This window comes from Caldinitratiruptor microaerophilus (assembly GCF_025999835.1).
Classification (GTDB): domain Bacteria; phylum Bacillota; class Sulfobacillia; order Symbiobacteriales; family ZC4RG38; genus Caldinitratiruptor; species Caldinitratiruptor microaerophilus.
Genome location: NZ_AP025628.1, coordinates 1139714 through 1163779 on the forward strand (window position 1 = coordinate 1139714; position 24066 = coordinate 1163779).

At 71.5% G+C, this 24066-nt stretch carries 21 protein-coding genes; 12 read left to right on the plus strand and 9 right to left on the minus strand.

Annotation, left to right across the window (positions count from 1 at the left end):
* Positions 1–16: 16 nt before the first annotated feature.
* Both caldi_RS05555 and caldi_RS05560 read right to left on the minus strand, forming a co-directional pair.
* Positions 17–2176 carry a cell division FtsA domain-containing protein gene (locus caldi_RS05555; protein WP_264844109.1) on the minus strand — a complete coding sequence of 720 codons (2160 nt, stop codon included), beginning with the start codon at positions 2174–2176 and terminating at the stop codon, positions 17–19.
* 4 nt (positions 2177–2180) lie between these two features.
* Entirely contained in the window at positions 2181–2393 is a 213-nt protein-coding gene (locus tag caldi_RS05560) for a YpmA family protein (RefSeq protein ID WP_264844110.1), read from the minus strand.
* 181 nt (positions 2394–2574) lie between these two features.
* Between caldi_RS05560 and caldi_RS05565 the strand changes: the two genes are divergently transcribed.
* Together caldi_RS05565 and caldi_RS05570 are read left to right on the plus strand one after the other, a co-directional pair.
* Positions 2575–3090 carry a YhcN/YlaJ family sporulation lipoprotein gene (locus caldi_RS05565; protein ID WP_264844111.1) on the plus strand — a complete coding sequence of 172 codons (516 nt, stop codon included), beginning with the start codon at positions 2575–2577 and terminating at the stop codon, positions 3088–3090.
* A gap of 139 nt (positions 3091–3229) precedes the next feature.
* Positions 3230–3460: an alpha/beta-type small acid-soluble spore protein gene (locus tag caldi_RS05570; RefSeq protein WP_264844112.1), complete on the plus strand. Its 231-nt coding sequence runs from the start codon at positions 3230–3232 to the stop codon at positions 3458–3460.
* 95 nt (positions 3461–3555) lie between these two features.
* Here the strand turns inward: caldi_RS05570 and caldi_RS05575 are convergent, their stop codons facing one another.
* On the minus strand, positions 3556–4743 hold the full coding sequence (locus caldi_RS05575; protein WP_264844113.1) for a tetratricopeptide repeat protein: 1188 nt from the start codon (positions 4741–4743) through the stop codon (positions 3556–3558).
* A gap of 249 nt (positions 4744–4992) precedes the next feature.
* Here caldi_RS05575 and caldi_RS05580 point away from each other — a divergent pair, with 249 nt between their 5' ends.
* The 6 genes from caldi_RS05580 to caldi_RS05605 all read left to right on the plus strand — a co-directional run bounded on the left by caldi_RS05580 (position 4993) and on the right by caldi_RS05605 (position 13158).
* Positions 4993–5619, plus strand: coding sequence for a response regulator (locus caldi_RS05580; RefSeq protein WP_264844114.1), 627 nt, complete (start codon positions 4993–4995; stop codon positions 5617–5619).
* An 18-nt stretch (positions 5620–5637) separates the two neighbouring features.
* Positions 5638–6555, plus strand: coding sequence for a substrate-binding domain-containing protein (locus caldi_RS05585; RefSeq protein WP_264844115.1), 918 nt, complete (start codon positions 5638–5640; stop codon positions 6553–6555).
* A 2-nt stretch (positions 6556–6557) separates the two neighbouring features.
* On the plus strand, positions 6558–7934 hold the full coding sequence (locus tag caldi_RS05590) for a HAMP domain-containing sensor histidine kinase (protein ID WP_264844116.1): 1377 nt from the start codon (positions 6558–6560) through the stop codon (positions 7932–7934).
* A gap of 116 nt (positions 7935–8050) precedes the next feature.
* The gene (locus tag caldi_RS05595; RefSeq protein ID WP_264844117.1) at positions 8051–8800 is read left to right on the plus strand and encodes a 4Fe-4S dicluster domain-containing protein; all 750 of its coding nucleotides are present in this window, start codon (positions 8051–8053) and stop codon (positions 8798–8800) included.
* A gap of 13 nt (positions 8801–8813) precedes the next feature.
* The gene (gene nrfD / locus caldi_RS05600; RefSeq protein ID WP_264844118.1) at positions 8814–9947 is read left to right on the plus strand and encodes an NrfD/PsrC family molybdoenzyme membrane anchor subunit; all 1134 of its coding nucleotides are present in this window, start codon (positions 8814–8816) and stop codon (positions 9945–9947) included.
* Positions 9931–13158 (plus strand): molybdopterin-dependent oxidoreductase, encoded by a 3228-nt coding sequence (locus caldi_RS05605; RefSeq protein WP_264844119.1) that lies wholly within the window; start codon positions 9931–9933, stop codon positions 13156–13158. Before nrfD ends, caldi_RS05605 begins: the two co-directional genes overlap by 17 nt.
* Positions 13159–13204: 46 nt before the next feature.
* On the opposite strand, the gene merA is transcribed toward caldi_RS05605, so the two are convergent.
* Positions 13205–14905: a mercury(II) reductase gene (merA, locus tag caldi_RS05610; RefSeq protein WP_264844120.1), complete on the minus strand. Its 1701-nt coding sequence runs from the start codon at positions 14903–14905 to the stop codon at positions 13205–13207.
* Positions 14906–15104: 199 nt separating this feature from the next.
* Entirely contained in the window at positions 15105–15464 is a 360-nt protein-coding gene (locus caldi_RS05615) for an ArsR/SmtB family transcription factor (RefSeq protein WP_264844121.1), read from the minus strand.
* 326 nt (positions 15465–15790) lie between these two features.
* On the opposite strand from caldi_RS05615, the gene caldi_RS05620 reads away from it, so the two are divergent.
* From caldi_RS05620 to caldi_RS05635, 4 genes are all read left to right on the plus strand, one after another.
* On the plus strand, positions 15791–16663 hold the full coding sequence (locus caldi_RS05620; protein WP_264844122.1) for a metalloregulator ArsR/SmtB family transcription factor: 873 nt from the start codon (positions 15791–15793) through the stop codon (positions 16661–16663).
* A 57-nt stretch (positions 16664–16720) separates the two neighbouring features.
* Complete coding sequence (locus caldi_RS05625; protein WP_264844123.1) at positions 16721–17440, plus strand: metallophosphoesterase family protein; 720 nt, start codon at positions 16721–16723, stop codon at positions 17438–17440.
* A gap of 595 nt (positions 17441–18035) precedes the next feature.
* The gene (locus caldi_RS05630; protein WP_264844124.1) at positions 18036–18431 is read left to right on the plus strand and encodes an ArsR/SmtB family transcription factor; all 396 of its coding nucleotides are present in this window, start codon (positions 18036–18038) and stop codon (positions 18429–18431) included.
* A 3-nt stretch (positions 18432–18434) separates the two neighbouring features.
* Positions 18435–20669: a heavy metal translocating P-type ATPase gene (locus caldi_RS05635; RefSeq protein WP_264844125.1), complete on the plus strand. Its 2235-nt coding sequence runs from the start codon at positions 18435–18437 to the stop codon at positions 20667–20669.
* Here the strand turns inward: caldi_RS05635 and caldi_RS05640 are convergent.
* The 4 genes from caldi_RS05640 to caldi_RS05655 form a co-directional block, all read right to left on the minus strand.
* Positions 20603–21919, minus strand: coding sequence for a polysaccharide deacetylase family protein (locus caldi_RS05640; protein ID WP_264844740.1), 1317 nt, complete (start codon positions 21917–21919; stop codon positions 20603–20605). The two genes, caldi_RS05635 and caldi_RS05640, sit on opposite strands and share 67 nt — an antisense overlap.
* A gap of 176 nt (positions 21920–22095) precedes the next feature.
* Positions 22096–22482 (minus strand): TIGR04086 family membrane protein, encoded by a 387-nt coding sequence (locus tag caldi_RS05645; protein ID WP_264844126.1) that lies wholly within the window; start codon positions 22480–22482, stop codon positions 22096–22098.
* 140 nt (positions 22483–22622) lie between these two features.
* On the minus strand, positions 22623–23423 hold the full coding sequence (gene pssA / locus caldi_RS05650; RefSeq protein WP_264844127.1) for a CDP-diacylglycerol--serine O-phosphatidyltransferase: 801 nt from the start codon (positions 23421–23423) through the stop codon (positions 22623–22625).
* The gene (locus caldi_RS05655; RefSeq protein ID WP_264844128.1) at positions 23330–24058 is read right to left on the minus strand and encodes a phosphatidylserine decarboxylase family protein; all 729 of its coding nucleotides are present in this window, start codon (positions 24056–24058) and stop codon (positions 23330–23332) included. The genes pssA and caldi_RS05655 overlap by 94 nt, the downstream gene beginning before the upstream one ends.
* Between the last annotated feature and the right edge of the window lie 8 nt (positions 24059–24066).

Consider the following 24066-nt stretch of genomic DNA (forward strand, 5'->3'; position numbering starts at 1 on the left):
TTCCTCCAGAAATTTCCTACTCCCACGCGATCACGATGTCATCGCCGTCACGGATGGGAGTGGCGAAGTCCGCCGGGCGGCCGGAGACGGTCAACACGAGGCGGGACTGGCCGGACGGGGGGGACGAGGCCATATCCACGTGCTCGAGCACGTGGGCCAGCATCAGGGAGGATCCCCCCGGCTGCACCACCAGGACGTCCCCGTCGTGAAGCGGCTCCTCCGGCCGGACGGGGTTGCCGTCCCGCCGGATCTCGAGGGGCACCGGTAGCGCCAGCGGCCGCCCGTTGACGCGCACGCGCAGGGGGCGGTCCGCGATGCCGGCCGAAGTGACGGCCTCCCCCACCGTGGGGGGCGGCAGCGGCGTGACGTCGATGCGGCTGCCGCCGGAGACGGGCGTGGCCGGGTCGGCGGGAAGGCCGTCGACGGCCAGCCGGAACCGGGGGCGCCGGAGCACGTGCTCCACCCCCTCCGCCGGGCCGCCGGGTAGGGCGACCCGGTAGCGCAGGGTCACGGCTTCGTCAGCCCCCACGAGCCCGAGCGCGGCGAGGACCTCGCCGAGGGTGGCGGGCAGGCGGGCGACCACGTCGTCGTTGTCCCTCAGCTCCTCGTCCAGGGAGGCCGGCCTCCCGCTGACGAGCACGAGCGGCTCGATCCGCCGCTCCTCCCCGTTGACGGTGACCGCAAGCGGTGGGTGGTCAGGCAGCACGTCCCGGACGCGCGCCCGGCCGGGCTGCCCCGGGGCGGCCGGTTTCACCGTGATCCGGTCGCCGTGGCGCACGGGGCTGTCGAGGCCGGCCGCGGCCCCGTTCACCTCGATCCGCGCCGGCCGGCCGGCGGTGCCGGGGACGAGCTTCAGCTCGCCGTTCACCCGGACGGTCAAGCCGGGTCCCAGGCGGGGCTGCAGGTCCCGCATCGAGTAGCCGGCAGCCAGCAGCGCGTCGGCGACGGTGAGCCGGGAAGGATGGTAGAGCCGGACCCCGGCGCCGTTGACGTACACGTAGGCGACCCCCAGGGCGGTCTCCTCCCGGGCCGCGACGGCGATGCCGATGGGCGTCACCGCATCGGGGCCGCCCAGGAGCGCCTTGGCACCCGTCACGCCCTGAATGGCGTCCCGCCCGCGGACCGCCACGCGCGCCGGAGGCAGGCCCAGCTCGGCGGCGACCGCCTCCGCCAGCCCCGGCGTCTGGCTGCCCCCGCCCACCAGGACCACGGCCTGCGGCGCGCGGCCATTCAGCCGCAGGATCCGCTCGGCGAGCCGGCGGGCCAGCGATTCGACGGCGGGCCGCAGGGCCGCGGCCAGCTCGGCGGCCGGAACCTCGTGGGTCACGCCGAGCACGTCCTGGAAGCGGACGGGTTGCCCCCGGTTGATCTGGCGCTTGACGGCCTCGGCTACGGTGAAGTCGAGGAGGTAGTGCTCCGAGAGGGCCTCGGTGATCTCGTCCCCCGCGACCGGCACCATGTCGTACGCCACGACGGTGCCGCCCTGGGTCACGGCGATGTCCGACGTGCCCGCCCCGATGTCGACGAGCACCAGGTTCAGGTGGCGCATCGTCGGCGGAACGACCACCCCGATGGCGGCGATGGGCTCGAGGGTGAGGGCCGTCATGGTGAGGCCGACGCGCTCGAGAACCGCCAGCAGGGAGTCGAGCACGCCCCGAGGGAGGAAGGTCGCGATCACCTCGACCCGGGCGACCTGCCCCCGCTGGCCTTCAAGCCGGGTGAGGGGGACGGAGTCGAGCTCCCAGCCCAGCACCGAGTGACCGACGTAGAGGTAGTTCCGGGCCTCGCCCTCGTCGCGGAGTCCCTCCGCCAAGGCGCGCTGGGCATCCTGCACGGCTTCGAGCTCGAGGGTGCGGACCTCGGCCCGGGTGAAGGGGCCGTCACCCCGCCCGGTCCGTACGGCGATCCCCCGGAACGTCCGGAGCGCCCGCCCGGCGGCCGCCACGGCGACCTCCTCCAGGCGGGTGCGGCAGCGCGCCTCGAGCCGCTCCCGGATGGCGGCCACCACCGACGAAACCTCGACCACGTCGTGGATCTGGCCGTCGAACATCGCGCGGCTCCGGTGCTCCATCTTCTCCGCCGCGACGATGCGCAGGCCCCTGGCCGTCGGCTGCGTGACCAGGCCGACCACCTTGCGCGTTCCGATGTCCAGGCTGAAGGCCAGTTCGCCGCCCACCGGCTCACCCCTCGCCGTCGCCCCGCCCGGCCGGCGGTCCCGCCTCGTAGATGGTGAGGCTGAACCGCCCTTCGTCCACCCGCCGGAGGCCGAAGATGAACCCCCGGTCCTTCAGGGAACGGTTCAGGAAGGTCACCAGCCGGACCGGGTAGTCCTCGACCGGCAGCACCGTTTCCGCCAGCTTGGGCAGGGGCGCGTGATCGGCTCGCAGATCCATCCTCTCGCATCCTTTCGATCGGGCAGCGCCGGCAGGGGTGGCCCGCCCCGCCGGCGGAGCAACACGCGATTCAGTCTGCGACAGGCGCCGGCGCCGTTTCCGCCGATTCCCTGCCATACGAGCGCGGCGCGAGCGGGGAGATTAACGCAGACGAGATGCGCTGCGGAAGAGGTGACGAGCGGTGAAGCGCCGCGATCGAAGCATCGCCGCGCTGGGTGGCGCCCTGGCGCTGGCCGTGAGTCTGGCGGGGTGCCCCGCCCCCGCGCGGCGCCCCGCGCCGGCGCCCCCGGGCGGACCGCCGGGTGCGCTCCCCGCCCCGGCGGCGCCCCCTGCGCCGGCCGGCCCCGGAGCGGCCGAGGAGGATCGGGCCCGGGTGCTCGCGCAGGTGGCGCGTGATGTCCGTGGGGTGCGGCAGGCCTGGGTGGTGACGGCCGGCCGGACCGCGTACGTCGGCATCGACGTCGACGCCGCCGGCGCCCGGGCGCCCGGGCGCAACGCCGAGATCGAGCGCGCCGTGGGCGACCGGGTCCGGCGCGCGAACCTCGGGATCGACCGGGTCTACGTCACCACCCGCCCCGAGCTGGTCCAGAGCATCATGAACATCGAACAGGCCGTGGGGGCGGGCCGCCCCGTGAGCACCTTCGCCGCCGAGCTCGCCCGGCTGGCCGCCGAGATCGCACCCACACCGTCTCCGTGAATGGTTCGGCTCTCCAGCCCCCCGCTCCTCCTTGGATCGGGAGAGGTTCCCGGACCCCATGGAGGCAGGGTTTGCTAGACATAACGCGGCCGCGCCCCGCCGAGACTAGAGGTGCCCCCGCGGTAGGAGGTGCAGTCCCATGCCGAAGTTCGCTCCGGAGCTCTTGCCGCACGAGGTCCGGGACCTCTTCAAGTACGAGATCGCGACCGAGCTGGGGCTGACCGGCCAGATCCTGGAGCAGGGCTGGCCCGAGGCCACCTCCCGGGACTGCGGCCGGATCGGGGGGCGAATCGGCGGCCCGATGGTGCGGGTTCTCGTCCGCAGGGCGGAAGAGGCACTGGCAGGGCGCGGCCCGTCACCCGGACGCTGAGTTCCGGTCGGGTCCCGACCCTCTTGCTCCCAGGCGCAGCGCCTGTTCCCTGTGTAACCGGGAGGCCGGCCCGCTGGCCGGCCTCCCGCATGGCGTCAGGCCAGCGCGCGGTTGTAGAACTCGACGGCCTCCTCGGCCCGGCCCATGCGCTCCAGGCACGCCGCCTGACCCCAGAGATGGCTCCGGTTGGCCGGCTCGAGCGCCCGGGCCCGGACGAACCACGCGTGCGCCTGACGGTAGTCTCCCATCCGGAAGAGGCACACGGCCGTCTGGCCCACGAGGCCGGCATGGTGCGGGTCCGCCTCGAGGCCCCGCCGGTAGGCCGCCAGCGCCTCCGGGTAGCGCCCCTGGACCTCGAGCGCCCGGCCGTATGCCAGGACGACCGCGGGATCGCCCGGTGAGGCGGCGAGCGCCCGTTCGAGCACCTCCAGGGCCTCGCCGGGTTGCCCGAGTTCGAGGAGGCACACGCCGAGGTTGTGCAGGGTCTCGGCCGAGTGCGGCTCCAGGGCGAGGGCGCGGCGAAACGCTTCTGCGGCCTCGGCGGGCCGGCCGAGCGTGGCCAGCGCGTGGCCGACGTTGTGGAGGACCACCGGGTCGCCCGGGGCGAGGGCCTGAGCCCGCACCAGGCACCGGTGGGCCTCCTCCGCCTCCCCAATCTTCTCCAGGGTGATGCCGAGGTTGGCCCAGGCCGGCCCGAGGTCGGGGTCGAGCGTGACGGCCCGCCGGAAGCTGCGGGCCGCGTCCCGGTCGAGCCCCAGCCGGGCGAGGCAGAGGCCGCGCTCGTTCCACGCCGCCGCGCGGTCCGGGTCGGCCGCCACTGCCGCGTCGAGGTGCACGAGGGCTTCCTGGGCCCGCCCGGCCTCCAGGAGTGCCCGCCCCTTGCCGAGCCACAGGCGGGGATCCTCGGGCGCCAGCCGGAGCCCCGCCGTGAAGGCCGCCTCCGCCTCGTCCCACCTTCCCTGGCGCAGGAGCGCCTCGCCCAGCCAGTACCGGTACAAGGCACACTCCGGGTCCAGTCGGGCCGCCCGGCGGAGTTGCTCCGCCGCCTCGGCAGGGCACTCCAGGTGCAGGAAGAGGATCCCCAGCCGCGCGGCGAACTCCGGCCGCGGCGGTCCCGCCACCGCCAGATCCCGGGCCACCACCGCCGCCTCGGGTGTCTTTCCCCACATCAGCAGGCGCAGGGCCCGGCCCCACGCGGGGGGCAGGCCGCCGCACGGCGGGAGCTGGGCAGCGGCGCGGCGCACTTTCAGGTAGGTGAAGATCCCCCTGCGGAGTCGCTGCATCGGTACGTCCCCCAACCGCGGTTTACCTGGCAGGAATTCTCTCTTGGGGCGAACCGTTCCTTTCCGTTTCCGCCAGTTTTTGATCGACAGGGTTCGACACGCTGCGACGCCTGCCCCGGTGACCGGTAAGACCCGAAAGCACGGTCGGTCCAGTTCTTTCGGGCCATGCGTGTCTATGTCAGGTCACGGTACCGTCAAGGGGAAGAGGACCAAGGCGCCACGTGCGGTGGCAGAAGGGGGTCGCCGGCCATGCGCATCCTCATCGTGGACGACCACGCGGTCCTCCGGTCGGGCCTCCGCCTCCTGTTGCACGGCAAGGACGGTCTGGAGGTCGTGGGGGAGGCGGGGGAGGCCGCGGAGGCCCTCGCTCTCGCCCGGCGGCTGCGGCCCGAGCTGGTCCTCCTGGACCTGAGCCTCCCCGGACTGAGCGGGCTGGACCTCCTTCAGCGCCTGCGCGCCGAGATGCCCTGGCTCAAGGTCCTGGTCCTGACCATGCACGACGACCCCGAGTACCTGCGCCGTGCCCTGGAGGCCGGCGCGGCGGGGTACGTGATCAAGCGCGCGGCGGACGCGGAACTGCTGGCGGCCATCCGCGCGATCCGCAGGGGCGAGACGTACGTGTATCCGACCCTCGCGGCCCAGCTGGTCACCCGGCCCCCGGAGGGCGCTGCCCCGCCTGCTTCCCCTCCTCTCAGCCAGCGCGAGATGGAAGTGATGAAGCTTCTCGTCCTGGGCCACACGAACGCCGAGATCGCCGACCAGCTGGGGGTGAGCGTGAAGACCGTCGAGACCCACCGGGCCCGGCTGATGGAGAAGCTGGGGCTGCGGACCCGGGCCGAACTCGTCCGCTACGCGCTGTCCCACCACGTGGTCTGATCGCCGGGGGGAATGACCATGCACCGCGCCGGTGCTCTGCTCTCGCTCGTGCTCCTCCTGACCGGCTGCACCGTGCCCAGGCCCGTCACCCGCGTCAGCCTCCACCGCACGGGCCCCGCCCCGGAGGTGCCCGACGCCGGCGCAGCGGACGCTGCCCCCATCCGGATCGCGGCGGCGTCGATCCTCTCCCCGCAGGAGACGCTGCGAAGCTACGGCGCCTTCCTCGCGTACCTCGAGAAGAAGGTCGGCCGGCCGATCGAGCTGGTGCAGCGGCGAACCTACCAGGAGACGTACGACCTCCTGAAGTACGGCAGCATCGACCTCGCCATGGTCTGCACCTACGTGTATGTCCTGGGCCATGACGAGATCGGCCTTGAAGTGCTCGCCGCGCCGGAAGTGGGCGGGAAGCCCGAGTATCAGTCGTTCGTCATCACCCGGGGGGACAGCGGCATCACCCGCTTCGAGCAGCTGGCGGGAAAGCGCTTCGCGTTCACCGACCCCCTGTCCACGACCGGACGGATCTACCCTCTGACGCTCCTGAAGGCCCAGGGGCGTGACCCGGGCACGTTCTTCCAGTCTACGACTTACACGTATAGTCACGACAACTCGATCGCCGCGGTCGTCCGTGGAGTCGTCGACGCGGCGGCGGTGGACAGCCTCGTGTACGAGCAGTGGCTCCGTGGCCACCCGGACGCAGTGGACCGGCTGCGGGTCATCGACCGCTCCCCTGTTCTGCCCAGCCCGCCCATCGTCGCCAGCCCACGGCTCGACCCCGAGCTCAAGAACACCGTGCGGACGGTCCTCCTGGAGATGCACCGTGACCCGGAAGGGCGCGCGGTCCTGGCCTCGCTCGGCGTCGACCGCTTCGTCACACTCCCGGACGCGGCGTACGATCCTGTCCGCAAGCTGGCCGAGGCAGCCGGCGTGGCCCCATGAGCGTGGGCGAGCGCGTCGGCAGGCTGCTTGACTGGACCCAGGCCTTCAGCGTCCGGGTGAAGATCATGGGCCTGGCCGTCGGCATGGTGCTGCTCATGGGGCTCGGCGCGTCCCTGCTCGCCCAGTCCGCCTTCCTGCGGTCGACGAGCGCCGAGCTGGAGCGGCGGGGCGTGTCCATCGCTTCCGACGTGGCTGCACGGGGCGCCGACCTGCTCCTGACCCACAACCTGCTCGGCCTGCAGGAACTGGTCCTGGCCACCCTGCAGAACAACGAGGACGTACGCTACATCGTGGTGCTGGATGCCAGGCACCGGGTCGCCGCCCACACGTTCACTGGCGGATTCCCGACGGACCTGCTCCGCCTCCCCTTCCCCGCGCCCGGGGAACGGGCGCGGGTCGAGCTCGTCATGACCGAGGAGGGGCTGCTGCACGACGTCGCTGTTCCCATCCTGGGCGGCTCGGCCGGGACCGTTCGGGTCGGCATGTCGCCCCAGCGCCTGCGGCGGGAGGCGATGGACCTCGCGCATCGGCTGAGCACGATGATCCTGCTGGTAGCCGGTGTGGCCCTGGCGGGAGCGTACCTGCTGACCCAGGTCCTCACCCGACCCATCCTGCAGCTGGCCGAGGTGGCCAAGGAGGCGGCCGCTCACAACCTCAGCCGGCGGGCGCCGCCCGGACCGCCTGACGAGATCGGGGTCCTGACCCGGGCCTTCAACGAGATGCTCGACCGCCTCCAGGAGTCGCAACGGGTGAAGGACGAACTGCTCGACCGCGTGATCGCCGCCCAGGAGGAAGAGCGCCGCCGGATCGCCCGGGAGCTCCACGACGAGACCGGCCAGTCGCTCACCTCCCTGATCGTCGGGCTGAAGGCGCTCGAGGAGGCACACCCGGAGGCGCGCGACACGGCAGCCGAGCTGCGGCGGCAGGCCGCCGCCACCCTCGACGAGATTCACACCCTGATCCTGGCGTTGCGCCCACGGGCTCTGGACGAGCTGGGCCTGGTACCGGCCCTGCGCCGGTTCGTGAGCGACTTCTCCCAGAAGCATGGGATCCGGGTCGACTTCCAGACCCTCGGGGATGACCTGCGCCTGCCCGCGCGGGTGGAGACATGCCTCTATCGGATCGTCCAGGAGGCGCTGACGAACGTCGCCCGCCACGCCCGGGCGAGGGCAGTGAGCGTGGTCATCGACGTATGGCCGCACCAGGTGTCTGCCGTCATCGAGGACGACGGGGTGGGCTTCGACCCCAATCAGGTCGGAGGGGGCCGCCTCGGGCTCGCCGGCATGCGGGAGCGGGCAGCCCTCTTTGGCGGCCAGCTGAGGGTCGAGAGCAGCCCCGGCGGCGGCACCACGGTCGCCGTGAAGATCCCGCTGGAATAGCCGGTGTCAGGGTTTCCCTGACACCGGCGGCGTGTTTCGGGGTTTCACCGATACCCCGGTGACGGCCGCGCTGCCATGCTGGTAAGCGGAGACAATGCCTCAAAGGGGGGCACCGCATGGCAGGGAAAGAGCTGGCGCCACTGCCCGCCGCCGCGGCCGGACCGGAAGCCGACGTCCTGCTCCGGATGCAGGCCGATCTCCGGCGGGCGCTGGAGAAGCCCGTCGCCGAGCGCCGGTGGGTCATGGTGATCGACCTGCGCAGGTGCATGGGCTGCCATTCCTGTACCATCGCCTGCATCGCCGAGAACAAGCTTCCGCCCGGTGTGGTCTACCGCCCGGTCATCGACGAGGAGATCGGAACCTACCCGCACGTCTCGCGTGTGTTCACGCCGCGTCCGTGCATGCAGTGCGACAGCCCGCCCTGCGTGCCGGTCTGCCCCGTGGCCGCCACGTTCAAGCGGCCGGACGGCGTCGTCGCGATCGACTACGACCGGTGCATCGGCTGCCGGTACTGCATCGCCGCGTGTCCGTACAACGCCCGTACCTTCGACTTCGGCGAGTATTACACCGAGGATACGCCGGCCCTTCAGCCGTACGAGAAAGCCCCCACCTACGAGTACGGGCAGAAGCGGGTGCGCAGTGGCGGTGCCTCGCCCGTGGGCAACGCGCGCAAGTGTCACTTCTGCCTCCACCGCCTCGAGGAGGGCATGCTCCCCGCGTGCGTCACCTCCTGCGTGGGCCGGGCCACGTACTTCGGCGACGCCAACGACCCCGAGAGCTTGGTCCACGAACTCATCGGCCGGCCCAACGTTCAGGTGCTGAAGCCCGAGGCCGGCACCATGCCGCGCGTGTACTACCTGGTCTAGGAGGTGCTGTGGGATGCGAGCAGCCCGAGCCGTCCTGTACGGCCTCTGGACCGTGGCCTTCGCGCTCGGCCTCGTGGGCGTCTGGCAGCGGATCGCCTACGGGCACACGCTGGCCGGCTACGGCAGTTACGTCGTCTGGGGCCTCTGGGTGGCGGCCTACGCGTATTTCGTGGGCCTGTCTGCCGGGTCGTTCCTCTTCGCCGCGCTGGTGAACGTCCTGAACGTGAACGTCCTCCGGCCTCTCAGCCGCACAGCCTTGTTCACCGCCCTCGTCAGCATCGCCGTGGCCCTCCTGGCCGTTCTGTTCGACCTCGGCCACATGAACCGGGCGTTCGAGGTCTTCACGTCGCCCAACTTCTCCTCCATGATGACGTGGATGGTCTGGCTCTATGCGGCCTACGGAATCCTGCTGCTGGCCCTCATGTGGTACGAGCGCAATGGCAACACCGGCATGGTGAGGGCGCTCTACACGGTCGGGATTCCGCTGGCGATCGCCTTTCCGGGCGGGGGCGGCGCCCTGTTCGCCACGCTGTCCTCCAAGCCGTACTGGCACCAGCCCCTCTACCCGATCTTCTTCGTGGTGGGAGCCCTTCTGTCCGGCGCGGCCCTTATGGCGGCCCTCGCTTCCGTGTTCTGGCCCGACCGGTCGGACATGCTCCACGTCCTGGGGCGCACCGTTCTGGGCCTGATCGCCCTGGACCTGGTCCTGGAGTGGGCGGAGTTCTCCATCCCCCTCTGGTACGGCGTCAGCCCGGAGAAGGAAGTCCTGATGCAGATCCTCACAGGCCGCTTCTGGTGGGTCTTCTGGGTCGTGCACCTCGTGCTGGGCAGCGCGGTCCCCGTCGCCCTGCTGCTCTGGCGGCCGCATCACGCCACGTGCGTGGGGATCGCCGGCGCCCTGACGGCGCTGACCTTCCTGGCCGTGCGCCTCAACATCGTCATCCCCGGCCAGGTGACCCCTGAGCTGAGGGGGCTGGAGAACGCTTTCTCCGATCACCGCCTGACCTTCTCCTACGTCCCCACCACCCACGAGTGGCTGGTACTCCTGTTCCTCGTGGCAGTCGGGCTTGGCGCCCTGTGGCTGGGCTTCCGGTACCTGCCCCTCATCGAGACCCGGGAGGTGGAGACACATGAGCGGTACTCGTGAGAAGGAGATCACCCGCCGCGACTTCCTGAAGGCCGGCCTGCTTGTGGGTGGCGGCGTCTTCCTGGGGAGCCAGCTGGGGCGGATCACCGAGCTCCTGCAGAAGGCGGAGGCCGGGACCCTGTCGCCCGCGGAGGCCTACGAGCTCGCGCAGATCGAGAACCAGCTGTTCACGGTGTGCCTGCAGTGCAACACGGGCTGCCCGATCAAGGTGAAGATCCTCGACGGGGTGGCCGTGAAGATCGACGGCAACCCGCTGTCGCCGTGGACGATGCACCCGCACTTGCCCATGAAGACGAAGATGACGGAACTCGCCACGGTGGAGGGCGCCATCTGTCCCAAGGGCCAGGCGGGCATCCAGACCGTGTACGACCCGTACCGGATCCGCAAGGTGCTCAAGCGGGCCGGCCGGCGCGGCGAGAACAAGTGGATGACCATCGACTTCGACCAAGCCATCCGGGAGATCGCCGAGGGCGGCTACCTCTTCAAGCACGTGCCCGGGGAAGAGAACCGCTACGTGCCCGGCCTGAAGGACGTCATGCTCCCCAAGGGCGTGAAGATCCCGAAGGAGATGGCGGCCGACGCCGCCAGGGTCGGCGAGCACAAGCTCAGCCTGGAGGAGTTCAAGGCGAAGTACAAGGACTACCTCCAGTACCTGATCGACCCGGACCACCCCGACCTGGGCCTGAAGGCGAACCAGTTCGTCTTCAACTGGGGCCGGGCCAAGTCCGGCCGCGACACCCTCATCCGCCGCTTCACCGCCGCGGTCGGGTCCGTCAACGCCCACGGCCACACCACCGTCTGCCAGGGCTCGCTCTACTTCACCGGCAAGGCGATGAGCGAGCAGTACGCCTTCGACCCCAAGAAGGGCGAGTACAGCTGGGGCGGCGGCGAGAAGTTCTACTGGCAGGCCGACATCGAGAACTCGGAGTTCGTCCTGTTCGTCGGCGCGAACCTCTTCGAGGGCAACTACGGGCCGCCCCTGCGGGCGCCGGGGATCACGAACGGGATCGCGGAGGGCCGGCTGAAGATCGCCGTCGCCGACCCGCGCTTCTCCAAGGTGGCCGCGAAGGCCTGGAAGTGGCTCCCGATCAAGCCGGGTTACGAGGCCGCCCTGGGCCTGGCGCTGGCCCGCTGGATCATCGAGAACCGGCGCTTCGACGAGCGTTTCCTCGCCAACGCCAACCGGGCCGCGGCGGACGCCGACGGGGAGCCCTCCTTCTCGAACGGCGCCTGGCTCGTCAAGATCGTCGACGGCAAGCCCACCACCTTCGTCCGGGCGTCGGAGCTCGGCCTGCCCACGCAGGAGCGGAAGGCGAAGGTCGGGGACAGGGAGGTCACGTACACCTTTGATCCCCTCGTGGTCCTGAAGGACGGCCAGCCCGTCCCCTTCGACCCGACCGACAAGGAGAACCCCGTCGAGGGCGACGTGCTTGTCTCGGCCACGATCAACGGGGTTCAGGTCAAGTCGGCGGTCCAGGTCCTTTACGACGAGGCGGCAAGCCGCTCCATCAAGGAGTGGGCGGACCTCTGTGGCCTCCGGGAGCAGGACATCGTCGAGGTGGCCCGGGAGCTAACGAGCCACGGGAAGAAGGCGGCCATCGACATCCACCGGGGCGTTTCGCAGCACACGAACGGCTTCTACAACGTCGGGGTCTTCTACTGCGTGAACCTCCTCCTCGGCAACTTCGACTGGAAGGGCGGCATGGTGAAGGCGTCCACGTACGACAACGTGGGGACCAAGAAGGGCAAGCCCTTCAACCAGGACGCCTTCCCGGGCAAACCCACGACCTTTGGCCTCAGCATCATCCGCCACGACGCGAAGTATGACAAGACGACACTCTTCCAGGGCTACCCCGCCAAGCGCCCCTTCTTCCCGCTGTCGAGCGACGTGTACCAGGAGGTCTTCGCCTCCATCGGCGACGGCTACCCGTATCCGGTCAAGATCCTCTTCCAGTACATGGGCTCGCCCGTCTACTCGCTGCCCGCCGGGCACAAGGTGGCCGAGATCCTCCGCGACGTGGAGAAGCTGCCCCTGTTCGTGTCGTCGGACATCGTGATCGGCGAGACCTCCATGTTTGCCGACTACATCTTCCCGGATCTCAGCTACCTCGAGCGCTGGGAGTTCCAGGGCTCGCACCCGAGCAACACCGTCAAATCTCAGCCCATCCGTCAGCCGGTGATCGCACCTCTGACCGAGACGGTCACCGTCTACGGCCAGGACCAGCCGATCTCCTTCGAGACCATGCTTCTGGCCCTGGCGGAGAAGCTCGGGCTGCCGGGGTTCGGCAAGGACGCCTTCGGTCCCGGGCGCCACTTCACGAACATGGACGAGTACTACCTGCCCATGGCCGCCAACGTGGCCTTCGGCGACAAGGAAGACGGCAGCGACGCCGTCCCGGAGGCCAGCCCCGAGGAGATCGAGCTCTTCATCAAGGCCCGCCGGCACCTGCCCAGGACGGTGTTCGATCCGGACCGGTGGAAGGCGATCGTGGGCGAGGAGCACTGGGCCCGCACGGTTTACGTCCTGAACCGGGGCGGGCGCTGGCAGGACCCCGGCAAGCAGTACGACGGCGAGAAGGTCAAGAACGTCTACGGAAAGCAGATCAACCTGTACCAGGAGAAGACCTACCTGGTGAAGGACTCCATGACGGGGAAGCACCTCTCGGGCATCCCGACCTTCTTCCCGCCGTACCAGGACGCCCTCGGGAACAGCCTCCTGGGCGAGGAGAACGAGTACCCGCTCAACCTGATCACGTTCCGGTACATCCAGCACACCAAGTCCCGCACCTCCGGGAACTACTGGGTCCTCCCCCTCGACCCCGAGGGCGGGCTCCTGGTGAGCGCCGCGGACGCGGCGAAACTGGGCCTGCGGACAGGCGACCAGGTGAAGATCGTCTCGGCCTCCAACCCCGACGGCGTGTGGGACTTCGGCCCGGGCGGACGGAAGGAGATGATTGCCACCGTGAAGGTGGTGCAGGGCATGCGGCCCGGGGTGGTCGGGTTCCCGCTCGGCTACGGCCACTGGGCGTACGGCGCCTGGGACGTGATCATCGACGGCCAGGTGGTGAAGGGCGACGGCCGGCGCGGCCGGGGCGTCCACGGCAACGCCGCCATGCGGGTAGATCCGCATCTCAAGAACGTGAGCCTGCAGGACCTCGCCGGCGGCAGCGTAGTCTTTTACGACACGCGGGTGAAGCTGGTGAAGGTGTGAGCTTTCGGCGACATGCGAGCGGTGGGGCCGGCGCCCCACCGCTCGGCTATCCTGCGCAGCACGAGAGCCGGGCGACGTCGACGTCGAAGGTGAGGGCCGCCAGCTTGAGGCCCTCGGCCATGGTGAGGTAGGGGCAGAGCGTCTCCTTCAGGTCCTGGATCGTCAGGCCGAACTTGACGGCCAGCGTGGCGGCGTAGATCACGTCGCCGGCGTTGTCCGCCACCACGTGGGCGCCCAGGAGCCGGCCGGTGTCTGCGTCGGCGACGAGCTTGAACACGCCGGTGGTCTCCCGGTTGGCCAGCGCCCGAGGCACCGCCTCGAGCGGGAGCACGGAGGTGCGGACCGAGTGGCCCGCCGCCCGGGCCCCGGCCTCGGTGAGCCCCACGCTGGCGATGGCCGGCGTGGTGAACGTGACCCGGGGCACGACGCGCAGGTCCGCCCGGCGGTCGGTGGCGCCCAGGGCGTTGTCGGCCGCCACGGCCCCCTGGTAGGCGGCCACGTAGACGAACTGCGGGCCCATCGTCACGTCGCCGGCGGCGTGGATGTGGGGCACGTTGGTGCGGAGGTGGTCGTCGATCACCACCTCACCCCGCGCCCCGACCTGGACCCCCGCCCGGTCGAGGGCCAGTGCGGCCGTGTTCGGCCGCCGGCCGGTCGCCACGAGGAGCTCCTCGGCCTCGACCGCCCGCTGCCGCCCGCCCGCCTCCAGGACGACCCGCTTCCCGGCGCGGCCCTCTTCGACCCGCAGGTAGCGGACCCCCGTGAGGACCTCGATCCCCTGCTCAGCGAGCATCCGGGCCACGACCGCCGAGATCTCCGGGTCGTACGCCTTCAGGAGCCGCTCGCCGCGCTGCATGAGCGTGACCCGGGCGCCCAGGTGGCGAAAGAGCTGTCCCAGCTCCAGGGCGACGTACCCCGATCCGATGACGGCCAGGCTCTCGGGCACCCGGCGCAGCTCCAGCGCCGTGGTGCTGGTGAGGAAGTCGACGTCCCCGAGCCCCGGGATGTCCGGTACGGCGGGGTCGGCTCCCGTCGCGATGAGGAACGCCTTGCCGCGGATCAGCCGGTCGCCGACCTGCACGGCGGTCGCATCGACGAACCGGGCCTCGCCGCAGACGAAGTCGAAGCCGTACGCGTCGATCAGGGCCTCGTACTTCTCGCGGCGCAACCTGGTCACAAGCTCGCCCTTCTGCCCCACCAGGAGGCTCATGTCGACCGGGCCCGCACTCGTGCTCAGCCCGGCGAAGGGATGGCTGCGGGCCCGGAAGTGGATCTCTGCCGCCCGCAGGAGCGTCTTCGAAGGTACGCAGCCGATGTTCACGCAGGTCCCGCCGGTCACCCCGCGCTCGATCATCACCACCCGGGCTCCCCGCTCGCTGGCCTGGATGGCCGCCGAGAAGGCTGCGGCCCCCGAGCCGATGATCACCAGGTCATAGGGGTCACCCTTCCCCTGGATGTCGCGGACGGGCAGGCCCGCACGGTCGACCGGTTGCCGGACCGATTCGCCCTCCGGGTCCAGGAACTCGAGCTCCCCCGGCTCATAGCCGGCCCGGCGCACCGCCTCCCGGAGCTGCTCCGGGTCGAAGCCGGCCGGCAGCCGGAGGCGCGCCTCACCGCGCCGGAAGTCGGCGCGCACGTCCTGTGCCCCGACCCGGACGAGCGCCTCCGTCACGTGCTCCTCGCAGCCCGTGCAGGTCATCCCCCGCACCTCGAGCCGCGCCGCCCGTGCCGCGGTCTCCTGTGCCATCGTGACACCAGCTCCTGACCCGTACTGGAATGCACGGCCTGCTTCACGCCGTGGCCAGCCGCTGTGACCGTCCTGCGGAGCGAACGTCCTGGGGGCCCACGCGCAGCCCTCTCAACTCATGCCGGTGACAGTCAGGGCCGCCGTGACAGCTCTCCGGGGGCAGGGCGCCAGGGCCGAAAAAGCCCTGTCTTGAGGCGGCTCATCCCTGTCCCATCCGGGTGCAGGAGCGGACATGCTCGGCGTTGTCCGCGACGACCGCGCGCGCCAGCCGGATGATCTCCCGGATGCGCGGGTCGGTGACCCGGTAGTACACGAACTTCCCCTCGCTCCGGGAGGTGACGTACCCGCACCACTTCAGGCAGGCCAGCTGGTTCGAGACCTGACTCTGGGACATCCCCACGGCCTCCGTGATCTGGCTCACGTTCATCTCCCCGCGTTCGAGGAGGAACTCGATGATCTTGAGCCGGGTGGGGTTGGCGAGCCCGTCGAAGAACTTCGCGTGGAGTTCCCACCGGCGGGTCTCGTCGCCCGGCAGCCAGACCGCCTGTCCGTGCTCCATCGCGTGGCCACCTCGGGAGATCATATCTAGATCTCGAAATATATGGTTTCAGTGTAGCTCCGCAGACGCGCGAGCGTCAAGTCCGGAGTGTGGATGTCCGGTGTATGGACGAGGGGCCGGACGGCCAAGACCGCCCCGTGCACCGCAACGGCCATCGGGACGGGCAGGGTCACGGCGGGCGCCCCCCGGTACCCCGCCGGGCAACCGGCCCCGTGCCGTGTGGCAGCGAGGCGTGTCGGGGGTGCGATCACCACGAGGTTGACTCATCATCCAATCGTGATAAGATGATCCCGATGAGACCGCTCGGTGGAAAGGCGGCAACGTGCATGGAGCAGCTGGTGGCCCGTGCCAAGGCCCTCGCCGATCCGACTCGCCTCAAGCTCCTGCGCATCCTCGTCGAGCGGGAGTGCTCGGTCCACGAACTGGTCGACGTCCTGGCCACAGGCCAGTCCCGGGTCTCCCAGCACCTCGCCCGGCTGAAGGCGGCGGGCCTCGTGCGGGAGCGCAGGTCCGGCCGCGAGGTCTTCTACTCCGCCCGGGCCGACGTCCTGTTCGGATTGGACCAGGATCTGTCGGCGTTCTTCCACACTCCGATCGAACGGCTCCCAGACATGCGCGGCGAGTGGCGGCGCTGGTGCGCCGCCGGCCCCTCGCAGCCGGATCCCACCGGGCAGACGGGCGGTGCCGGCGCGCGGGGCGGGGACGCCCTGCCGCTCGTCTTCAAGCCGGAGCCGGCGGCGGCAGCCGGCCGGCCCACGGGAGGGGCAGGGCAGCGAAGGCCCAGGGTGCTTTTCCTCTGCACGGCCAACTCGTTCCGGAGCCAGATCGCGGAGGCGTGGGCCCGGGTCCTGGGCGGACGCCGGGTGGAGGTGCAGAGCGCCGGGCTCGAGCCCACGCGAATCCATCCGCTGGCCGAGGCGGTGATGCGTGAGGTGGGCATCGACCTGGAGGGTCAGTATGCCAAGGCCGTGACGCCGGAGATGCTCGACCAGGCGGACGTGGTGGTCACGCTGTGCGGTCCTGCCCTGGCCTGGTTCCCCGCCACCCGGCGCGAGGTGCGGCGCGAGCACTGGCCCCTGCCGGACCCGACGGTGCTGGGCGGGCCGGAGGACACCGTGCTCCGCGAGGGTCGCCGCGTCCGGGACCAGATCCGGCGCCGGGTCGAGGCGCTCCTGGATTCCCTCGGGCGGGCGTCGTGACTTCCGGCCCCGGCCCCTGCGCCTCCACGAATGCTGCACAGGAAGGACCGGTGGGGAATGAAGCTTGCGGTCTTCTCCGACATCCACGGGAACGTCCACGGGCTCGAGGCGGTGCTGAAGGATATCGAGGCACGGGGCGCCGACGTGGTCTGGTGCGGCGGGGACCTGGTCGGCTACGGGGCCAACCCGGGAGAGGTCGTCGAGGCCATCCGGCGCCGGGGCATTCCCACCGTGATGGGAAACTACGACGACGGCGTGGGTTACTTCCGCGTCGCCTGCGGCTGCGACTATCCGGACGAGGCCGCCATGGAGCGTGGCCTCCGCTCCATGGCCTGGACCAAGGCGCACACCACCGACGACCACAAGGCGTTCCTGCGGAACCTGCCGTACCGCCTGGAGCGGGAGTTCGACGGCCACCGGGTGGTGCTGGTGCACGCCAGCCCGGCCCGGCTCAACGAGTACCTGTACGAGGACGTCCCGGACGAGGTCTTCCGCGCGCACCTCGCGGCGACCGGGGCGGACGTGCTGGTCTTTGGCCACACGCACGTCCCGTTCCACAAGGTCCTCGGGGGCAGGCACCTCGTCAACTGCGGCAGCGCGGGCAAGCCCAAGCACGGCAACCCGAACGCCACGTACGCACTCCTGACCCTGACCCCCGGCCACGTGGCCGTCGACATCATCGAGGTCCCGTACGACTTCGAGGCCGCTGCCCGGGCCATCGAGGCCACCGATCTACCTCCCGAGTTCGCCCGGATGCTGAGGGAGGGCCGTGGGTAACGGCGCCTCCGGCCGGGTACAGTCCAGGTCGCCCACGACGGGGGCGCCGGCCCTGAGCCTCAGATGTGCAATACAGGAACCGCTACGGTCCGGCTTGCGGGTACGGAAGTGCACAACAGCCCCCTCGCGCACCGGGACCGTGGGGGGTGGGAGTCGAAATCACGGCCTGAGGTTTTCCATAAGTGCACGTTCTGTCAACCAAGGCACAGGCTCCGGCCCGCAGATGTGCAATACAGGAACCGCTACGGTCCGGCTTGTGGGTACGGAAGTGCACAACAGCCCCCTCGCGCACCGGGATCGTGGGGGGACAGGGTCACAATCACGACCTGAGGTCTTTCATACGTGCATCTTCTGTCAACCCACGCACATCCTCCGGCCTTCCGTTGTACGTAGCAAACCCACTACGCGACGGCGTCGTGCTGGAGTGGCACCTTGACCCGTGGAACGACCGGCCACGGTCCGGTGGACGGCGGCCGCCTCGGATCGGCCACCCCGGCGCAGGTTGACACCGCCCCCCGGATGCGCGATCTTGGTCAAGGATGCACTTGATCGTTTAACCAACCTCACAAGCTGAACAGACGGGAGGGAACCGCCCGTGGCAGCAGAGCCGGCGCGGGGCCGGCCGGAAGTGGCCCCGGTCTGCCAGGTCAACGTGGTCCATGAGGACCGGGTGAACCGGCTCCGGCCCGAGGTGGAGAGGATCGAGGGTCTGGCGGGGATCTTCAAGGCCCTCGCCGACGACACGCGGCTGAAGGTGGTGTACGCACTGAGCCGCGACGAACTGTGCGTGTGCGACGTGGCCGCCCTGATCGGCGGCAGCAAGGCCGCCGCCTCCTACCACCTCCGCCTCCTCCACCACATGGGGCTGGCGAGGTACCGGAGAGAAGGCAAGCTCGTCTACTACCGCCTCGCCGACCCGCACGTCGGGGAACTGGTCCGGCAGGTCCTGGAGCGGGTCGAAACGGCGAAGTCCGTTCCAGGAGGGCGCTGACGGATGGCGCGTGCCGGGGACGCCCTTCGGGCAAGCAGGGCGGTGCTCCAGGTCGACGGTATCACCTGACTGGACTGCGCCGCCAAGTTCGAGCGCAGCGTGGCGGCGCTCCCTGGCGTGACCAGGGCGGTGCTCAACCCGGCGACCGGCAGGCTGACGGTCGAGGGCGTGGTCGACCTCGAGGCGATCCGCCGGGAGGGCCGGAAGGAGAACTACACCATCGCCCCGATCGGGACCGTCCCGGCCGATCCAACCCCCGCCGGAGAGAGGCGCGCCCCGGGCCGGGGCGCCCGCCCCACCGGGCGGGGCGTCGACTGGGGCCTCGTCCGGACGCTGGTGTCCGGCGCGGCCCTTGCCGCCGCCTTCGTCGCCGCACGGGCCGGTGCGGCTGCAGCCGTCTTCGTCCCGCTCTACGTGGCGGCCATGGTGATCGGCGGCTGGGGCAACGCCCGGAAGGCGTACCACGCCCTGCCGCGGCTCGACTTCAACATGAGCGTGCTCATGACCGTCGCCGTCATCGGGGCGGCGGCCATCGGCGAGTGGGAAGAGGGCGCCATCGTCGCCTTCCTGTACGCCGTCTCCGAACTGCTCGAGTCCCGGACGATGGACCGGGCCCGCCGGTCCATCCGCGAGCTGATGGACCGAGCCCCGCGGGTGGCGACCGTCCGCCGCGACGGTGGCGAGGTGCAGGTCCCCGCCGCCGAGGTCCGGGTGGGCGACGTGGTGATCATCTGGCCGGGCGAGATGATCCCGGTCGACGGGCGGGTCGTCGCCGGACGGTCGGCGGTCGACGAGGCTCCCATCACGGGCGAGTCCGTCCCGGTCGACAAGGAGCCCGGCGCCGAGGTCTTCGCCGGCACCCTGAACACGGACGGATCCCTCGAGGTCGAGGTGACCCGCCGGGCCGAGGACACGACCCTCGCCCGGATCATCCACCTGGTGGAGGAGGCGCAGGCGAGGCGGGCGCCCTCGCAGGCCTTCGTCGACCGCTTCGCGGCCGTGTACACCCCGATCGTCCTGACCCTGGCGGCGGGCCTGGCGGTGGTGCCGCCGCTCGTCTTCGACCGGGACTGGGGGCCGTGGATCTACCGCGGCCTGGCCCTCTTGGTGGTCTCCTGCCCCTGCGCCCTGGTCGTCTCCACACCGGTGGCGATCGTGAGCGCCATCGCCAACGCAGCGCGGCACGGGGTACTCATCAAGGGCGGCGTCCACCTCGAGGCAGCCGGCGCCCTCACGGCCGTCGCCTTCGACAAGACGGGCACCCTGACCCGGGCCCGGCCGGCGGTCACGGACGTGGTCCCGCTCGGAGACCGCACGGCCGGTGACCTGCTGGCGCTCGCCGCCGCCGTCGAGGCGCGCTCGGAGCACCCGCTGGCGGCGGCCGTCCTGCGGGAGGCCCAGGCCCGCGGCCTCCGCCCCGAGCCGGCCGGAGACTTCGCCGCGCTGGCGGGTCGGGGTGCCCGGGCCACCGTGGGCGGCGAGACGGTCTACATCGGCAACCCGGCGCTGTTCGAGGAGCTCGGGATTCCCGTCGGGCCGGCCGGGGAGCAGGTGCGCCGCCTGCAGGCGGAAGGGAAGACCGCCGTTCTGGTGGGTACGGCGCAGGGGCCGCTGGGGGTCATCGCCATGGCCGACGAGGTGCGGGAGACCGCCCGGGCCACCCTCGACGCCTTGCGCAGGGCCGGCATCCGCCACACCGTCATGCTCACGGGCGACAACGAGGCCACCGCACGGGCCATCGCCGCGCGCGTGGGCGTCGACGAGGTTCAGAGCCAGCTCCTGCCGCAGGACAAGGTGCGGGCGGTCGAGGCCCTCCGCCGGCGCCACGGGAAGGTCGCCATGGTCGGCGACGGGATCAACGACGCCCCGGCCCTCGCGGCGGCGACCGTCGGCATCGCCATGGGCGGGGCGGGCACGGACGCCGCGCTGGAGACGGCGGACATCGTGCTCATGGCCGACGACCTGACGAAGCTGCCCTTCACCGTCCGGCTGAGCCGGGCGACCCTGCGGGTCATCCGGCAGAACATCGCCTTCTCCATCGCGGTGAAACTCCTGGCGGTCCTGGCGGCGTTCCCCGGCTGGCTCACCCTCTGGCTGGCCATCCTTGCCGACATGGGGGCCTCCGTCCTCGTCACGCTGAACGGGATGCGGCTCCTCCGGGTGGAGCCCCGTCACCGGACCGACCCGCCCACCTCCGAGGCCCGCGCGAGGAGCTCACTCAGGGACACGACGCGGTAACCATCCTGGCCGAGCGCGCCGAGCACGGCCGGGAGGGCGGCTGCGGTCGCGGGCCGGTCGGCGTGCAGCATCAAGATGGCCCCCGGGAACGCGGCGGCGCGCGCCTGCTCGACCAGGAGAGCGGGCTCCGGATCGTTCAGGTCCCGCAGCCCGATGCTCGACCACAGCACGGTCTCGAGGCCCAGGCGGCGGGCGGCGCCCAGCACCCGGGCGTCGAAGCGCCCCAGGGGCGGGCGGAAGAAGCGCGGCGGCGGGGCGCCGGCCTCCAGAAGGGCCCGGCGGGCGGCGTCGAGGCTGGCGGCCACCTCCTCCGCCGGGAGCGCGGTGAGGTCCTCGGCCTCGAGCCCCTGGATGCCGACCTCGTGGCCGCGGGCCAGGAGCTCGAGGATGACGCTGCCGCCACCGCGGGCGGCCGCGCCGGTGACGAAGAATGTCGCGCGGGCCCCGGTGCTGTCGAGGGCCCGCACCAGGGCCGGAAGCGACGTCGCGTCCGGGAGGCCGTTGAACGTCAGCGCCACGAGTTTCTCCGCGGGCGGGAGGCGCAGCGAGAAGAGCGGTTCATCCGGCGCCCCCGCGGGGGCAGGCCGCGGGGCCGGCGGGGCGGTCGGGAGAACGCCGGGGGGCAGCAAGCCGGGCCCCATCACCCCCCGCGCGCCGCCGGCGCCCGGCAGGGCCGGGACCGGGACGGCCGGCGGGGCGAGGGTGCCGTACACTTGCACCCGGATCCCGCCGGGACCCTCGAAGACGAGATCTGCCAGCCCGGCCGGGAAGGAGGGACGGCCGGGGGCTGCAGGGCGCTCCCCGGACGGCTCGCGGGTGCCCGCGGCGACGGGCCCGGCGCCCTGAGGGGTCCGATCGGAGGTTCTGGGCTGGGAGGCGGGCTGCACGGGCCCAGCGGTGGCCTTGCCGGGCGCAGGCGGCAGCTCGGGCGACGCCTTCGCCGGGCGCGCCGGCGCGGGTTCGCCCGGGATCACGAGCACCCTGCCGGCGACGATGCGGTCGGGGTTGCGGATGCCGTTCGCCTCGGCGATCGCCCGGATGCTCACCCCGTACCGCAGCGCGATCTCGCTGAGGGTTTCCCCGTACCGGATCCGGTGGCGAACCGCCACCGGGCCTTCCGGGACAGGCCCCCCTGGTCCTGCCGCCCCGGAGGCCACCTTCGGGTGGGCGGCGCCCCGGCCGGGGGGAAGCCACCCGACGCTTCCGGTGAGGGCGGCCGCGACGAGCGCCGCCGCCGCGCGCATTAGCACGTCCCTCAACGTCCCGTCCTGCCGTTCTCCCATGGCCCCTCATACACCCCATCCGTGCCCCGGAGCACCTCACCCCTTCCCGGGCGCGGCTCCCGGGGCAGGTTCCTCGCGGAAGTCTGCCCCGGGTTGCCATAACGTATGCGCCACTCGCTCTTGCGGCCTCGGAGCGGGTCCGGTCACCGCGTGGCGACGCCGGCCACCCCCCCCAGCGCCCCCACCCCGGCGAGCAGGGCGGCACGCCGGAGCAGGGCCCCTACGGCCGGAAAGCTCGCCGCGACGCCGCCCAGCAGGGTGAGCAGCACGGCGAGCCCCACGCCGGTCAGAAGGCCGTTCACCAGCCCGGCGGCCCCAGCACGCCTGCCGCTCAGGAATCCCGCTGCCAGGCCGCCGATCAGCTGGGCAGCCACGCCCAGGACCTGCAGCGTGCGCGGCGTGACCGGCAGCCGCCACGCCACCAGCGCCAGCACCAGGGCGCAGACCGCCATCACCGTGAGCCCCGTGACGAGGCCGTCCCAGATGGCCCGGCCGGCCACGCCGCCGGTCGCGCTCTCCGAGCGCTGCATCGGCCTTCCCTCCCGGCCGCACGCCGTGGGGCCTCCGGCAGGCCCCGGCCACGCGTGCACCCCCGGGAGAGACTATGCGGGCCGGCGCCCGCACATGGCAGGAGCCGGCCCACGGAGTTCGATCCGTGCCGGGTGGCCCCTCAGCGCCCGCCGGCGGTGCGGAGGGCAGCGACCTTCTCGCCGGCCCGCCGGAGCAGGTAGAGGTACGGGCCCAGGAAGGCGTAGGTCACCAGGGGCAGCAGGATGAGGCTCGACGGGTCGCGGCGCAGCGCCACCAGCACCAGGACGACCGGGCCGGCCCACTCGAGAACGCGAAACCGCGCCCCGCGCAGCTTCTTGAAGTCGGGGTACGGGATCGTCGACACCATGAGGTAGGCCAGGACCAGCAGGGCCCCCTGCAGGAAGCGGGGATCGGTGTACCCGGCCCGCTCCCCGTAGTAGACCAGGCCGGCGAGCAGGGTGCCGGCCGCCGTGATGGGAAGCCCCACGAAGTACCCGCTCACCCGGACGATGTTGAACCGGGCCAGGCGCAGCGCCCCGCAGATGGGGAAGACGGCCAGGAGCGCCAGGCCGTAGGGTCCGAGCTCTTCCAGGGCGGCGAAGTAGGCCAGCACGGCCGGCGCCACGCCGAAGGAGACCACGTCGGCGAGGGAGTCGAGCTCCTTGCCGAACTCCCCGGCGGCGCGCACGAGCCGCGCGATCCGCCCGTCGAGCCCGTCGGCCAGGAGCGACCCGGCGACGAGGAGCGCCGCCCGCTCGTACTCCCCCCGCACCGTGTACACGATCGAGAAGACGCCGAGGGCCAGGTTGACGAGCGTGAAGATGTGGGGGATCATCGAGAGGCCCTTCAGGCCCCGCTCCCGGAACCACTTGCCTCCCCGGATGCCCCGGATGCGCCACTGCCTCCGCCCCGGGCGCCGGCCTCCTCCTGCTCCTTCCATCTCGGCGGCAACCTCCCGATGATCGTCTGTCCGCCCCGGACCCGCTGGCCGGGGCGCACGGTGATCTCCGTGCCCCGGGGCAGGTACACCTGGGTGCAGGAGCCGAACTTGATGAGGCCGAAGCGTTCGCCCCGCCGGACGGCCTCACCGGGCCCCACCCAGTTGACGATGCGCCGCGCCACCAGCCCCGCAATCTGCACGACCAGGGCGCGGTAGCCGGGCCCCTCGATGCCCGTGTAAGCCCGTTCGTTGGTCTCCTCGACGCGTTCCCGCCACGCGGCGAGAAACCGGCCGGGCACATACTCCCGGTACGCGACCCGCCCGGCGACGGGCGCCCGGTTGACGTGCACGTCGAAGATCGACAGGAAGATGCTCACCCCGACCGCCGGGCCGCCGAGGAACCTGGGCTCGTCGACCTCCCGGACCCAGAGCACCCGGCCGTCGGCCGGAGCGACCACGTCGGCCTCGTCGCCCGGGATGGCCCGTTCGGGATCCCGGAAGAACCAGAGCACCAGGAGGGTCAATAGCCCGGGGACGATGGCGGCGTACGGCCAGAGCCACCACGCGGCAGCCGTCAGGAGACCGAGACCAAGGGCGAAAGGCCAGCCCTCCCGGGCGATCAGGGGTCGTTTCAACGGATGCA